The sequence below is a fragment of the Bailinhaonella thermotolerans genome, assembly GCF_003594875.1.
Lineage (GTDB): Bacteria > Actinomycetota > Actinomycetes > Streptosporangiales > Streptosporangiaceae > Bailinhaonella > Bailinhaonella thermotolerans.
In genome coordinates this window covers 53110-66692 of sequence record NZ_QZEY01000006.1, presented here as the reverse complement: position 1 = coordinate 66692, position 13583 = coordinate 53110, and the positions used below count along the sequence as shown (strand labels likewise).

General features: G+C 73.7%; 12 protein-coding genes. 5 read left to right on the top strand and 7 right to left on the bottom strand.

The features are described 5' to 3' along the window. Positions 1–127: 127 nt before the first annotated feature. The 3 genes from D5H75_RS18000 to D5H75_RS17990 are packed head-to-tail and all read right to left on the bottom strand — an operon-like array spanning position 128 to position 2278. Complete coding sequence (locus D5H75_RS18000; protein ID WP_119927641.1) at positions 128–613, bottom strand: nitroreductase family deazaflavin-dependent oxidoreductase; 486 nt, start codon at positions 611–613, stop codon at positions 128–130. Positions 614–644: 31 nt separating this feature from the next. Next, positions 645–914 (bottom strand): hypothetical protein, encoded by a 270-nt coding sequence (locus D5H75_RS17995; protein ID WP_119927640.1) that lies wholly within the window; start codon positions 912–914, stop codon positions 645–647. Then, positions 914–2278 (bottom strand): S8 family serine peptidase, encoded by a 1365-nt coding sequence (locus D5H75_RS17990; protein WP_119927639.1) that lies wholly within the window; start codon positions 2276–2278, stop codon positions 914–916. The genes D5H75_RS17995 and D5H75_RS17990 overlap by 1 nt, the downstream gene beginning before the upstream one ends. A 189-nt stretch (positions 2279–2467) precedes the next feature. Here D5H75_RS17990 and D5H75_RS17985 point away from each other — a divergent pair, with 189 nt between their 5' ends. Then, a complete protein-coding gene (locus tag D5H75_RS17985; protein WP_242454333.1) occupies positions 2468–4348 on the top strand; it encodes a spermidine synthase in 1881 nt (626 codons plus the stop codon). Between the two features lie 23 nt (positions 4349–4371). Here the strand turns inward: D5H75_RS17985 and D5H75_RS17980 are convergent, their stop codons facing one another. Together D5H75_RS17980 and D5H75_RS43175 are read right to left on the bottom strand one after the other, a co-directional pair. Beyond that, on the bottom strand, positions 4372–6321 hold the full coding sequence (locus D5H75_RS17980) for an LCP family protein (RefSeq protein WP_119927638.1): 1950 nt from the start codon (positions 6319–6321) through the stop codon (positions 4372–4374). A gap of 310 nt (positions 6322–6631) precedes the next feature. After that, entirely contained in the window at positions 6632–7618 is a 987-nt protein-coding gene (locus D5H75_RS43175; protein WP_202638268.1) for a neutral zinc metallopeptidase, read from the bottom strand. A 626-nt stretch (positions 7619–8244) separates the two neighbouring features. Between D5H75_RS43175 and D5H75_RS17970 the strand changes: the two genes are divergently transcribed. Both D5H75_RS17970 and folP read left to right on the top strand, forming a co-directional pair. Next, a complete protein-coding gene (locus tag D5H75_RS17970) occupies positions 8245–9114 on the top strand; it encodes a LysR family transcriptional regulator (protein WP_119927636.1) in 870 nt (289 codons plus the stop codon). 108 nt (positions 9115–9222) lie between these two features. Next, complete coding sequence (gene folP / locus D5H75_RS17965; protein WP_119927635.1) at positions 9223–10083, top strand: dihydropteroate synthase; 861 nt, start codon at positions 9223–9225, stop codon at positions 10081–10083. 338 nt (positions 10084–10421) lie between these two features. On the opposite strand, the gene D5H75_RS17960 is transcribed toward folP, so the two are convergent. Beyond that, a complete protein-coding gene (locus tag D5H75_RS17960; RefSeq protein WP_242454332.1) occupies positions 10422–11144 on the bottom strand; it encodes a YcnI family protein in 723 nt (240 codons plus the stop codon). A gap of 59 nt (positions 11145–11203) precedes the next feature. After that, positions 11204–11770: an MFS transporter gene (locus D5H75_RS17955; RefSeq protein WP_119927634.1), complete on the bottom strand. Its 567-nt coding sequence runs from the start codon at positions 11768–11770 to the stop codon at positions 11204–11206. Between the two features lie 159 nt (positions 11771–11929). On the opposite strand from D5H75_RS17955, the gene D5H75_RS17950 reads away from it, so the two are divergent. Beyond that, a complete protein-coding gene (locus D5H75_RS17950; RefSeq protein ID WP_119927633.1) occupies positions 11930–12382 on the top strand; it encodes a hypothetical protein in 453 nt (150 codons plus the stop codon). A gap of 149 nt (positions 12383–12531) precedes the next feature. Further along, a complete protein-coding gene (locus D5H75_RS17945; protein WP_119927632.1) occupies positions 12532–13527 on the top strand; it encodes an alpha/beta hydrolase in 996 nt (331 codons plus the stop codon). Positions 13528–13583: the final 56 nt, after the last annotated feature.

The following is a 13583-nucleotide window of genomic DNA, read 5'->3' as shown; positions in this document are numbered from 1 at the left end:
TCGCCGGCCGCGTCCCGCCAAGCCGTACGGCGTCCCACGCGGGAGCCGTACGGCGTGCCGCCCGGCGTCGCGGGCGGAGCCGTGCGGGGGACCGGCCGGGAAAGGCGGCGTCAGCCGTACGGGAGGCTCACTCGTCGACGGGGCTGAGGCGGAAGACGCGGAGCTCGCGGCCCGACTTCTCGGTGTAGCGGTCGTAGGGGGGCCACAGCCTGAGCACGCGCTCCCACGCCTCGGCGCGGTCCTCGCCCTCCAGCAACGTGGCGTGGACGCGCAGGTCGCGGCCGTGGAAGCGCACGCGGGCGGCGGGGTCGGCCAGGAGGTTGGTGCTCCAGGCCGGGTGATGGGCGCGGCCGAAGTTGCTGCCCACCACGATGAAGCTTCCCTCAGGCTCGGGCAGGCAGGCCAGCGGGGCCTGGCGGGGCTGACCGCTCTTGTGCCCGGTCGTGGTGAGGACCAGCGTCGGGATCATCCCGTCGCTCATCAGGACACGGCCCCCGGTGAGGCGGCTCAGCCCCCGGTCGATCCTGGGCACGACCTTGGGGCCGACCTTCGCGAACCAGCCGGAGGTCGCCATGCGCTCCAGCAGCGGGCGTATCCGGGCCTTGAGATCCATGCGGCAAAACTAGAACCAACCAAGCGTTCGGTCAATCATCCTCCCGGGGCTCGGGAGGGCCGAAGGGCTCGATCCGGGGGTCGGCGAAGGGACCCTCGGCGTCGGGCCGCTGACCGGCGCGCACGGCCGCGGCCCGGGTCACCCGCAGGGCGTACAGGCCGTCGTCGGGATCGACCGGGACGAGGCCGTACTCGACGTCGACCTCGTCCCGGTCCAGCTCCAGCCGGTCCATCGCGTCGCGCAGACGGGCCCCGCGCGGTAGCCGTACTGTGATCAGCACGGTGGGCTCGTCCGCGGACATCACGACACTCTCTTGGCCCTGCGCTGGAGGGCCTGCAGCACTCCCATGACATCCAGGATGCCGAATCCGTAGTCGAAGTCGAACCCGGCGTCGGCGCGGTCGTCGGCCGTGCGCTGGATGAAGGTGCGGAGCTGGGCGGGCGACAGCTTGGACACCGGCCACTTGGTGCGGATCGCGGCGACGACCCCGGCGGCGACCGGGCAGGCGGCGGAGGTGCCCGAGTCGGGCTCGCCGTCGCCGAACGCCTTGGACCCGGAGAAGTGGGTGTAGGCGCAGATGTCGGGCTTGCGCCGGGACAGCCGGCCCGGGCCCTGGGAGGAGTAGCCGACGCGCTCGTTGCGGACGTCCACGCCGCCGATCGACAGCACGGACGGGTGGGAGTTGGCGCCGACGATGGGGCGGTCGGGATAGGCGCAGCGGCCGTCGCGGCAGTCGCGCCCGCAGTTGCCGGCGGCGAACAGGACGTCGGCTCCGGCACGTTCCAAACTGGCGACGGCGACGTTGAACGGGTGCGCGGCGTTGTCGGAGTAGTTGCCCGGCTGGCCGACGGGGAAGTCCCAGGCCGGCGAGAACGATCCCCAGCTGTTGCTGACCACGAGGCGCTTGGAGTCCTGGGGCAGGGCGTCGAGCACGGTGCGCAGGTGGGCGAACGCCGCGACCGCGTCGGACAGCAGGCCGTCCAGCGCCGAGCCGCCGCGCCGCTGGGAGCGCAGCAGCGGGATGTCGATGACGGACGCCTTGGGCGCGGCGATCATGGCGTCGAAGGCGCACATGGTGCCGTGGTCCACCTTGAACTCGCCCGGCTTGCCCTTCACGCCGGTGGGGTTCCAGCTGTTCTTCGCGTCGATCTTGATCTGCTCGCCCATGACCTGGGTGACGTGCTTGGCGTTGATGCCCGTGTCGAGCACGGCCAGCGGCACGCCGTCGCCGTCCAGGCCCTCGGCGCGCAGGTCCGCCACCTTGAGCAGGTGGCCCACGTCCCGCCAGTCGCCCACCGGTGGATCGCCGCCGCAGGTCGGGCAGGTCTCGATGACGGGGTCGGAGAACACGCCCACGACGTCCGAGCGCGCGGAGGACAGCAGGCTCAGGCGGGCGCCGAAGTCGCGGTCGGAGATCTCGCCCCGGACCAGGACGGTGGCGTCGGAGGCGGCGAGGGAGAAGTCGAGCTCCTGGTCCATGGACAGCGGGTCGGCGTCGCGTCCGGTGGGGACGGGACGGGGGAGGGCCACCGGAGTGTAGCCCTCGTCGAGGGCGACCCCGGGCAGTCGCGCGGCCACGTCGGCGGCGGCGGGGGTGGCGGTCGCGGGGTCGGCGACCGCGGCCACGACGTCGGGGGAGGGGCGGAGCTGGATCAGAACGCGCATGTCTTCACCACCAAGGTATAGACGGACCCTGTGATGACACCATTCCCCTTCGTGACTCCGGCGTCTATCGTTTTCACGGGTTGAACAGTAATATTGCGCCGCGTGAGAGCGGCCCCCCGTCTGGTGCTCAGCAGTGCGTTCATGCTTTTCCTGGAGCTTGCCCTCATTCGATGGACAGGCTCGAACATCGTGCATTTAAGCTATTTCACCAATTTCGTGCTCCTGGGCTCCTTTCTCGGGATAGGACTGGGGTTCCTGAGGTCCGGGAGGAGCCGCCTGCCACCGCTCTACTCACCGGTCGCGCTGGCCGCGCTGGTCACCCTGGTGCTCGCGGTCCCCGTCACCGTGGACCGGCAGGCCGAGGGCGTCGTCTACTTCACGAGCCTGAGCACCGGCGGGCCGCCCGCCTGGCTGATCCTGCCCGTCGTGTTCGCCGCCGCCGCGATCGTCCTCATGGGCCCCGCCGAGCTGGTCGCGGACTGCTTCCGGGAGCTGGGCCGGCTCGACGCCTACCGGTACGACCTGGTCGGCAGCCTCGCCGGGATCGCCGTGTTCACCGCGCTGTCGTTCACCGGCGCGCCGCCCGTCGCCTGGGGGGCCATCGCCGCGGCCGCCTACGTCACGCTGCTCGGGCGCCACCTCGTCGTGCTGGCCGCGGCCGTCGTCGTCGTGGCCGCCCTCGCCTTCGAGACCGTGGCCGCCGGGGCGAGCTGGTCGCCGTACTACAAGGTCACGGCCGAGTCGAAGGTCGAGCACGGGGTGCCGGTGCTGAACATCGCGGTCAACGGCGTCCCGCACCAGCAGGCCATGCCCGCCGCGACGCGGGTGCGGCTGGAGCGGCAGTACGCCCTGCCGTACGAACGGAGCAGCGGGCCCGTGGACGACGTGCTGATCGTCGGGGCGGGCAGCGGCACGGACGTGGCGATCGCGCTGGCCAGGGGGGCCAGGCGCGTGGACGCGGTGGAGATCGACCCGCGCCTGCGCGAGCTGGGGGCCGGGCACCACCCCGACCGGCCGTACTCCGACCCGCGCGTGACCACCCACATCACCGACGGGCGCGCCTTCCTGGAACGGCCGGGGCGGAGCTACGACCTGATCCTGTTCGCGCTGCCGGACTCGCTCACGCTGGTCCAGGGGGCGAGTTCACTGCGGCTGGAGAGCTACCTGTTCACCGAGGAGGCGCTGCGGGCGGCCAGGGAACGGCTCAAGCCGGGCGGCGCGTTCGCCATGTACAACTACTACCGCGAGCCGTGGCTGGCCGACCGGCTCGCGCTCACGGTCAGGGCCGCGTTCGGGCACGAGCCGTGCGTGGACGTGGTCTCGCGCGGGTGGCACCAGGCCGTGATCACCGCCGAGCGCGACCCGGCGGCGCAGCGCTGCGGGGTCCCGTGGGCGGGCCCCGTCGCGGGGACGCCGCCGCCCGCGACGGACGCCCGCCCGTTCCTGTACCTGTCGGGGACGTCCATCCCGGCGCTGTACCTGGTCACGATCGGGCTGATCCTGCTGGTGTCGCTGGTCGCGGTGCGCGTGCTCGCCGGGCCGTACCGGCGCATGCGGCCCTACGCCGACCTGTTCCTGCTGGGCGTGGCCTTCCTGCTGCTGGAGACGAAGAGCGTCACCGGGTTCGCGCTGCTGTTCGGCACCACGTGGGTGGTCAACGCCGTCGTGTTCGCCGGGGTGCTGGTGGCCGTGCTGGCGGCGGTCGAGGTCACCCGGCGGCTGCCCACCCCGCCCGTGCCGGTGATGTACGGCGTGCTGCTCGGCGGGCTCGTCCTGGCCTGGGCGGTGCCGGACGCGTGGCTGCTGGGGCTGCCCGTGCCGGTGCGCGCGGTGGTCGCGGTCGCCGTGGCGTTCCTGCCGATCTTCGCGGCGAACGTGGTGTTCGCCAAGCGCTTCGCCCAGGCCGCCGACCCCACGGTGTCCTTCGGCGCCAACCTGCTCGGGGCCATGGTCGGCGGCTGCCTGGAGTACCTCGCGCTGGTCGTCGGCTATCCCGCGCTGCTCGCGGTCGCCGCCCTGCTCTACCTGGGAGCCCTCGCGCTCTCACCCCGCCCCGCCGCACCCGGGTGAGGGTACGGCGGGGCGCGGGCGGGTCAGAAGGCGCAGACCTCGTCGAGGCGCTTGGCCGGCTTGTCGTCCGGGGCGGAGGAGCCGCCGGTGCCGGTGGGCTTCGGCTTGGGCGTCTTGGTGGGCTTGGGGGCGCCGGGGGACGGCGTCGCGGCCGGCCGGTCGGGGGCGGCGGTGCCGATGGCGGCCACCGTCTCCGAGGCGGCCTCGGACTGCTTGATCGCCTTCAGCGTCTCCCGGCGGATCTTGGCCCAGTCGGGGTTCCCCGTCGAGATGAGCGGCGGCACGAACTGCAGGCTGGTGATCTTGGCGTCCTTGACCTTCAGGCCCAGCGGGACCAGGTGCTCCAGCAGGTCGCGCGGGATGTCCGTCTTGAACATGCGCTTGGCGGCGCCGAAGATCTTCTCGAACCGGGTGAGCACCAGGGCGGGGTTGGCCTGCTTGGCGATCGCCCCGAGCAGGCAGCGCTGGCGGCCCATGCGCACGTAGTCGCTGCTGTTGGTGCGCGACCGGCCGTACCACAGCACCTCCTCGCCGCTGAGCAGCCGGGTGCCCTTCTTGACGCTGAACTGGCCGTAGGGGCCGTACTGCACGTCCTGCTCGACCTTGACCGTGAGACCGCCGATGGCGTCGATCAGCTCGGCGAAGCCCCACATGTCCACGAGCGCGTAGTAGTCGATCTTGAGGCCGAGCGTGTGGCCGATGGCGGTCTTGAGCGCCTCGGGGCCCGTGTGCTTGGCGCCCATGACCTCCGGGTGCGCGTCGGCGTACTCCCAGACCTCGTTCAGCAGGCCGCCCGAGCCCGGCTCGCCCTGGAAGCCGTTCGGGAACTGCCGGTGCAGCGGGTGGCCCTTGGGGAAGCGGACGTACTGCAGGTTGCGCGGCAGGCTGAAGAGCACGGTGTTGCCGCTCTTCACGTCCACGCTGGCCACGGTCATGCTGTCGGTGCGCACGCCGACCCGGTTCCTGGCCGCGTCGCCGCCGAGCAGCAGGAAGTTCACCCGCTGGTACCCCGCCCAGGGGTCCTTCTTGTCGATGGGCTTGGCCGCCACGCCGCCGCCCGGCGAACTGGGGAAGATGTCGTTGAGGTCGTTGCGGGTGCTGATCACGTTGCGCGCGGTCAGCCCGAACGGGGCCATCACGGCGACGCACAGCACGCCGACGGCCAGGCCCGAGCCGATCTGGCTGTTCCCGGTCAGCCGGTCCGGATCCTGCACGATGTAGGACGACAGGACGAGCACGAACCACACCAGCGCCAGCACGATCGCCGCGACGATGACGACCATGATCGTGCTGTCGCGGATGGCGAAACCGCCGAGCGAGCCCAGGTCCTGGCTGAGGGCGAACGCCGCCACCCCGAGCAGGACCACCAGGTACGTCCCCAGGATCGCGGCGCCGAGACGCTTGCGGCCGGCGCGCAGGTGGGCGGCGCCGGGGGCGATGATGGAGAGCGCGGTCCAGCCGACGATGCCCCACGGGGTGGGACGGCGCCTGGCGGGAGTCTTCCCGGGCGTCTCGGCCGACGCCGCGGCCTTGCCGGTGTCCTCGCCGCCGGGCCCGTCCGCCGCAGGGGGGCGGCCGATGGTCGTGGGGGCCTCGTCCTTCGCGGAATCGGTCCGCGCCTCCGGGCGGTCCGCCGCGGGAGTGGCGCCCGCCGCGCCCTCGCCTGCCGGGGCCTTCGGTCCCGGGGTCTTCGGGGTCGGGGTCTTGCCCGTGGTCTCCGCCTTCCCCGGCCTCCTCGGCTTCTCCGGCTTCCCGGAGGTCTCCGGGGTCTCGGCGTCCGCGGCGTTCTCCGCCCGTTCGCCGTCGCCCGGCTCCCGCGTGGCCGTGCCGTCCTGCGCCGCCGTACCCGGGGCGGGGGTGGCGTCCCGCGGGGTCGGGGCGGAGCCGGCGTGGATCAGGGGGACGTCACCGGGCTCCTGGGAGGAGTCGTCCGGCTCCGGACGGGCATCACCCGCGCCTCGTCTGAAGCCCATCGGAACTCCGTTTCTCGCGCTGGTGCTGGGGGACCATCGACCCGGAACAGCAGGGTCCCTCCAAACCGGCCCCCGTCGAGTCTGCCAGGGATTCTACGCTCCATACCCGGGCATGAACGACACATGCGACGGATCGGACGTGCAGGCATCCGCCCTGATAGTAGGCCAGATCCGGGCTGAGTTTTCCCCTCTCGTCGTCTTAACGCTCGATGAAAGCGTGACATGCGATGCCTGCGACAGGTTGGTGCGGATCGCGTGTGTCGCATATTCGGATCTGCTGATATATCCGGATCGATGGTGGTTGGCGGCTCTAGGAGACGGTCGAGGAGGGCGCCCGCCACGTGTTGCACTGGTAGGCCGCCGTCCGCTCGAACCCCTGCCGGAACCAGCGCCCGCTGTTCGGCGGCGAGCCGTGGTCGCGGGGGCGGCCCGGCCAGTCCCCGACGTTCGAGAAGAAGTGGTAGAGCGTGCGGCGCTGGTTCGGCCCGATCGGGTACGACCCGGCCATCGCCCGCATGGCCATGCCGCCGAAGCAGTTGGCCTGGAGCTCGAAGCGGCGGCTCAGCGCGAGCTGGGTGTTGCGGTTCGAGCGCAGGTGCAGCCGCCAGTGCGACATGCCCAGCCCGGTCAGCGTCTGCACGTGGTGGCCGTACTCGTGCGCCATCATGCCGACGATCGCTCCGTGGTAGGTCGTGATGTTGCCGTACCCCCGGGCGAGCGCCGAGGTGGAGGCGTAGATCGTCATGTTGCGGGGGCAGTAGTACGGCACGTAGGACCCGCGCTGGGGGAAGTCGCCGCAGGCTCCGCGCCCCTTGCGGGAGACGATGGCCCAGCCAGGGGGCTCCCAGTCGATCCCGACCCGGCGCAGCGCCGGGGCCCACGCCTGGTCCATGCAGCGGCCGGTGCGCAGGATCAGGTTGCGGAGCTGGGTGTTGTTGTAGATGTTCACGGCGGCGCCGGGGCACTTGACCTTGGGCAGCGTGCCCGCGGTGTAGACGGTGTTCCGCTCCAGGCTCGTGTCCAGCGTGACCGGCGGCCGGGACGTCTCGTCCGACGGACGGGACGAGGAGGTGTCCCGGGGGCGCGGGGTGTAGCGGGGGCGCGGCGTGGAGTCGTCGCCGGGCCGGCGGGTCTCGCCGGTGTCGCGGTCGTCGCCGGGGAACGTCGGCAGCGGCGGCGGGGTGTACGACGGCAGCGCCGTCGAGCTCCCCGGGTCGTCGTCGGCCGAACTGAACACCGCCACGCCCACGATGGCCAGCACGAACAGCGCGGCCACGGCCCCCAGCAGCCCGGCCACGAGAGCCGCCGCGCCCGACTTGCGCCGGGGCGCGGGACGCCAGGGCCGCGGCCCGTAGGGCCCGGGATGACCCGCGGGACCTGGCGGCCACGGCGGTCCCGGAGGCCCGGGCGGACCGGGAGGCCCAGGAGGCGCAGGAGGTCCCGGCGGTCCCGGAGGCCCGCCGTGCGGTCCCCGGGGCGGTCCGCCGTACGGCGGGCGCTGGGGAGGCGGGCCGTACCCGGGCGCGGGCGGCCCGCCGTAGGGGTGGCCGGAGGGGGGCGGGGGAGGGGCCGCGGGGCCGTGCGGGCCCGGCGCGGCGGGGGGTCCCTGGGGTGGCCCGTAGGGCCCGGGGGGCGGCTGGTGACCGCCGGGCGGCCCGGGCGGAGGGGGCGTGGCCCGGCGGGGCGGTTGCGGACTTCCGTAAGGGGGGCGTTGCGGTCCGGAGGGCGGACGACCCTGTGGACCGTACGGCGGATACGGGCCCTGACCAGCCACGGACTGCCCCCTTTCACGCACTCCCACCGGAGGAATGCGATCAATTCCGGCAAAACTGTAGCGATTCCGGTCCCTGTGCGTGCAATTGAAGGGGGACGAGCTGCGCGATGTTCCAGACCGATGCGCCCTTTGTGCCATAACTTCGGGGCATGAATCTCCAGCAGCTCCGCTATGTCGTGGCGACGGCGGAGCACCGCACCATGACGGACGCGGCACGCTCGCTGTACATCGCGCAGCCCGCCCTGTCCCGCGCGATACGCGACCTGGAGCGGGAACTCGGCATGACCCTGTTCGCCAGGTCCGGCCGCGGCGTCGTCGTCACCCCCGCGGGCCGCCGCGTGGTCAAGCTGGCCCGCGAGGCCCTGGACGCCATCCACGAGATCGAGGAGCTCGCCGCCCAGCGTCAGGGCGGCCCCGTCGAGCTGCGCATCGCCGCCACCCCCACCCTGGAGGCGGGGCTGGCCGGGCGGCTGCTCCCGGCGTACGCCTCGGGCCATCCCGAGGTGCGCGTGCACATCGTCCGCTGCGACGGCAGGGAGGGGGTGGTCAACGCGATCCGCGACAAGAAGGCCGACCTCGGGCTCACCGACCTGCCCGTGCCGGCCGACCTGGTCACCCATCCGCTGGAACGCCAGGAGATCGTGCTCGTCTCCCCGCCGGGCATGGACCTGCCCGACCCGGTGCCGATGGCGCGGCTCGACGACCTGCCGCTGCTGCTGCCCTGCCCGGGTACGCCCCGCCGCGCCGAGTTCGAGGCGATGTTCACGCGGTACGGCGTCAAGCCCGCCGCCGCGGCCGAGTCCGACGACCGGGCCACCTGGCTGACCACCGTCCGCGCCCGGTCGGTGTCGCTGCTGTGGTACCGCTCGATCGCGACCGAGGCCGTCCGCGCGGGACTCGCCGTGCGCTCGCTGGACCCGCCGGTGCGGCGCGTGATCGCCCTGATCCACGCCCGCCGCCGCCTGGCCCCGGTCGCTCAGGAGTTCGTCGCCCTGGCCGAGGGCGGCTCCGCCGCGTGACCCGCGTGATCCGTGTGACCCGTGCGCCCGCCGTACGGCACGGGCGGGGCGGCGCGGGCGCGTGAGCCGTACGGGATCGGCGGCGGGGGAGCGGGTAGGTTGGGCGGGATGGGCGGCAATGTGGATCGGCGGGGCGTGCTCCGGCTCGGGCGGCGGGAGTTCGCGGCGGGGGAGTACGCCGTGATGGCGGTGATCAACCGCACGCCCGACTCGTTCTTCGACCGGGGGCGGACGTACGGCTTCGGCGCGGCGCTGGAGGCGGTGGACCGCGCGGTCGAGGAGGGCGCGGACATCGTCGACATCGGCGGGGTCAAGGCCGGGCCCGGTGACGACGTGGATGTGGCCGAGGAGCTGCGGCGGGTCGCCGGGCTGGTGGCGGCCGTCAGGGAGCGGCACCCCGACGTGGTGATCAGCGTGGACACCTGGCGCGCGGCGGTGGGCGAGGTGGTCGCCGAGGCGGGGGCCGACCTGCTCAACGACACCTGGGGCGGCCCGGACCCGGAGCTGGCCGAGGTGGCCGCCAAGCACGGGATCGGCCTGGTCTGCGCGCACGCCGGCCGGGTCACGCCGCGCACGCGCCCGCACCGGATCGGGTACGCCGACGTGGTGGCCGACGTGGTCGCGCTGACCACCGAGCTGGCCGAGCGCGCGGTGTCCCTGGGCGTGCGCCGCGACGCCGTGCTGATCGACCCCGCTCACGACTTCGGCAAGAACACCCGGCACTCGCTGGAGGTCAGCCGTCGTCTCGGGGAGCTGGTGGCCACCGGCTGGCCGGTCCTGGTCGCGGTGTCCAACAAGGACTTCGTCGGCGAGACCCTCGGCGGCCTCCCCGTGGACCGGCGCGCCGCGGGCACCACGGCCACGCTCGCGATCTCCGCCGTCCAGGGCGCCCGGGTCTTCCGCGTCCACGACGCCAAGGCCGCCCGCACCGCCCTGAGCACCATCACCCGCCTCCACCCCCCCACCTGACCCCGCCCCTCCTCCCCGGCACCCCCCACCCAGGAACACAAACGCCGGGCGGGCCTGCCCGGCACCGCCCGACCCCTCGCCGTGATCGTGCGGTTTCGCCCACTCCGGGTGCTGGAAGGTGCGTGATCACGGCGAGGGACTCCCCCCGGCGTATCGCCGCCGTCGGCGTTCGCCCACGTTGCGGGGCGCCGGGGGAGGTGCCGCAGGAGGTTCGCCGCAAGGGCGTCTCCCGCCGGGCCTGGTCCTGGCCGCGCGGCCTCCCCGCCGTGCTCACGCGGTTCGCGCAGCGGGTGCTTGAGAGTGCGTGATCACGGCGGCGGAGGGCTCGGGGCATGGGGTCAGCGGCGGGTGCGGGTGAGGGCCAGGATGCCGGTGGCGGCGCCTAGGAGGGCGGCCACCAGGGCGGCGATGGAGAGGGCGCGGGTGGTGGTGTCGGGGGCGGCGGCGGGGCGCGCGGGGGCGGGGGACGGGGTGGCGGCGGCCTTGGGGACGAGCTTCAGGAGCGGGGCGGGGTGTTCGGGTTCGGTGCCGTCGGGCTTGGGGGCGTCGGCCCAGTTGACGACCTCGCCGCTGGAGTAGGTCTGGGTGGTGGGGAAGGCCAGCGAGGCGGCGTTGTCGGGGAGGACGCCCATCGAGACCTCGAACTCCTGGAACTGGCCGGGCTCGATCCGGCCGCCGGACCAGGTGACCTTGCCGACCGCCTCGGTCAGCTCGCCCTCCTTGGTCTTGACGGGCGGGTTCAGCCTGGTCTCGGTGATCTGGACCTGCCAGCCCGGCACCGGGCGCACGGAGACGAACGCCAGCGGGTGGTCCTTGGGGAACGTGACCTCGACGCGCGTGGTGGCGGCGTCGGCCCGCTCGTTCGGCACCCGGAACGCCGCCTTGCTGAACGACCCCTGCTCGGCCGTGCCCGGGTTGATCGTGACGTGGGCCGAGGCGGGGAGCGCGAGGGCGAGGCAGAGCGCCGCCGCGCCCGCCGCGACGGTCCCGGCCCGGCGCATCGCCGTACGGCCGAAGGCGGGGGCGCGTCCGGGCATGACGGAGGCACGCGTGTTCGACATGGGGAGATCTCCACTGTGTGAGGGGATGACGAGGGACGGCGCGGCGCCGCGGGAACGGGCTACCGGCCGGTGACGGGGGCCGCCCAGGGACGGGCGGCGGCACACGGTGGAGGACCCCGGCGGGTGAGCGAGTGCCGGAGCGTGAGCCGGGCCGGGCGGACGGGGCCGCCGGCCGGCCGCGGGGCGGTCCCGGGGGCCGGGATCGGGGCGGGGGACGCCAGCACCGCGAGCAGGCGTACGGCGAGCCGCCGCAGCACCGACCACAGCGCGGCCTCGCCCCGGGCCAGCCACCACCCGGCGAGGGCGGCGGCGACCAGGTGGGCGAGGAGCATCGCCGAGCCGCCGTGGTCATGCGCGGCGGAGGGCCCGGGCGCGGGGGCGCCGAGCCGGAACAGCTCGTGCGAGAGCAGTTGCGCGCCCAGCAGGAAGCCGACGATCAGCCCGGGGGACCGTTCGCGGCCGGCCAGCGCGTAGGCGGCGGCGAGCACCAGCGCGCCCACGCCCGCCGGCGCCGCCCAGCCCGGCAGGCCGCCCCCGGCGAAGACATGCCCGAGCACGCCGAGCAGCACGCAGACGGCGGAGAAGACCGCCGCCCTGGCGAGGCGGAACACGGGCTGAGCAGTCATGACGCCGTCAATCGTCTCACCTCGGCCGGATCGGCGTCCCCGTGGCGGCGTCTTGCGGGGAATCCTGGGAGTTAACGGGATTTGAGGGCCGATGGCGTCATCATCCCGATACTGTCATCGGGCGCCGGGCAACCGGCCGGACAACAGGGTGGTGAGGACATGCGGCACCTCGTCGGCTTCCTCGTCGGGCTCGTGGTCGCGGCGGTCTTGCTGTTCGGGGCCGGATGGGGGCAGCAGCGCGTCGCGCCCGGGCCGCAGCCGCCGGTGAACAACGCCCTCGGCGACACCCGCCTGCTGCTGGCCTTCGCCGCCCTGGCCGGGGCCGGGCTGGTGCTGGGCCTGGTCGTGGCCGGCCGCGTCTCGCCGCTGGCCACCCTGGTCCCCGCGCTGGCGCTGCTCGGCTGGACCGGGTACTTCCTGCTGGACCGGGCCGGCGCGATCCGCCTGGTCCCGGTGAGCGAGGCCACCCCGGGCATGCTCGCCCTGCTCGGCGGCGGGATCTACACCCTCCTCGGCGCCGCGCTGCTCATCCCGGTCTTCATGCCCTCCCGCTGGCGCCGCCGCGAGCCCGACCTCCAGCTCCACGAGCCCGTCGAGGAGACCTACTACTGATCGCCGCCGCCCGCCCGGGCCGCTGCCTCTGATGGGTTTCGTTGGCATTTCGGGTGGGCTGTGGGGTTTTACTGGCTTGCCCGGCACTTCCTGCTTACTTGCCGATACAACGGTGTCCGGGGCGGGAACGATCTGGGCGGAGGCCGCCGATGCGCAGTGATCTCGATGTGGACATCCACCCCGCCTATCCCCTGAGCTGGCAGGCGCGCGCCGTCAACGGCGTGCTGCGGGGGACGGTCAAGCCGCTCGGGACCGTGTTCCTGCGCGGGCAGGGCAGCATGCGGGCGCTGTGCGCGCTCGTGGACGCGACGGGCTCCCTGCCCGGGCGGCTGCCGCGCCACGTCACCGTCCGGCCGGAGGACTTCGGCGACTTCGACGGCGAGTGGGTGCGGTGGGGCGGCGGCGTCGACGAGGGCAAGGTCCTCCTGTACTTCCACGGCGGCGGCTACTTCGTGTGCTCGCCGGCCACCCACCGGCCCATCACCTGGCGCCTCTCGCGCGCGGCCCGGCGGCCGGTGCTCGCGATCGCCTACCGCCAGGGCCCGGTGCACCGGCTGTCGGTCTCGCTCGAGGACGCCCTCACGGCGTACGGCGTCCTCCTGGAGCGGGGGTACGCCCCGGAGGACGTCCTGTTCGCGGGCGACTCGGCGGGCGGGCACCTCACCCTCGCGTCGATGCTCGCGCTGCGCGACCGGGGGCTGCCGCTGCCCCGCGCCGCGATCTGCCTGTCCCCGTGGGCCGACCTGACCGCCTCGGGCGACTACCGCCGCCGCCGCAACCGCTGGGCCGACCCGATGCTGCCCGCCGGCCGCATCAACTGGGTCGCCGGCCACTGGACGCGCGGCCTGGAGTCCCGCGACCCCCTCGTGTCACCGGTGTTCGGCGACTACACGGGGCTGCCGCCGCTGATGATCGTCGTGGGGTCCACCGAGATCCTCAGGGACGAGGGCCGGCTGGTCGCGGAGCGTGCCCGGGTGGCCGGGGTGCCGGTGACCTACGAGGAGTGGCACCGGATGCCCCACGTCTTCCCGATCATGGCGGACGTCCTGCCCGAGGCGCGGCTGGCCTTCCGGCACGTCTCGCGGTTCCTGGCCGCCGTGCACGCCCAGACGGGCAGGCCCGAGCCGGTGGAGCGGGCGGCGTGACTCTCCGCGCACTAGCCAAGAGGTAGTAGTCACCTCACTCCGCCCAGAAAATACTC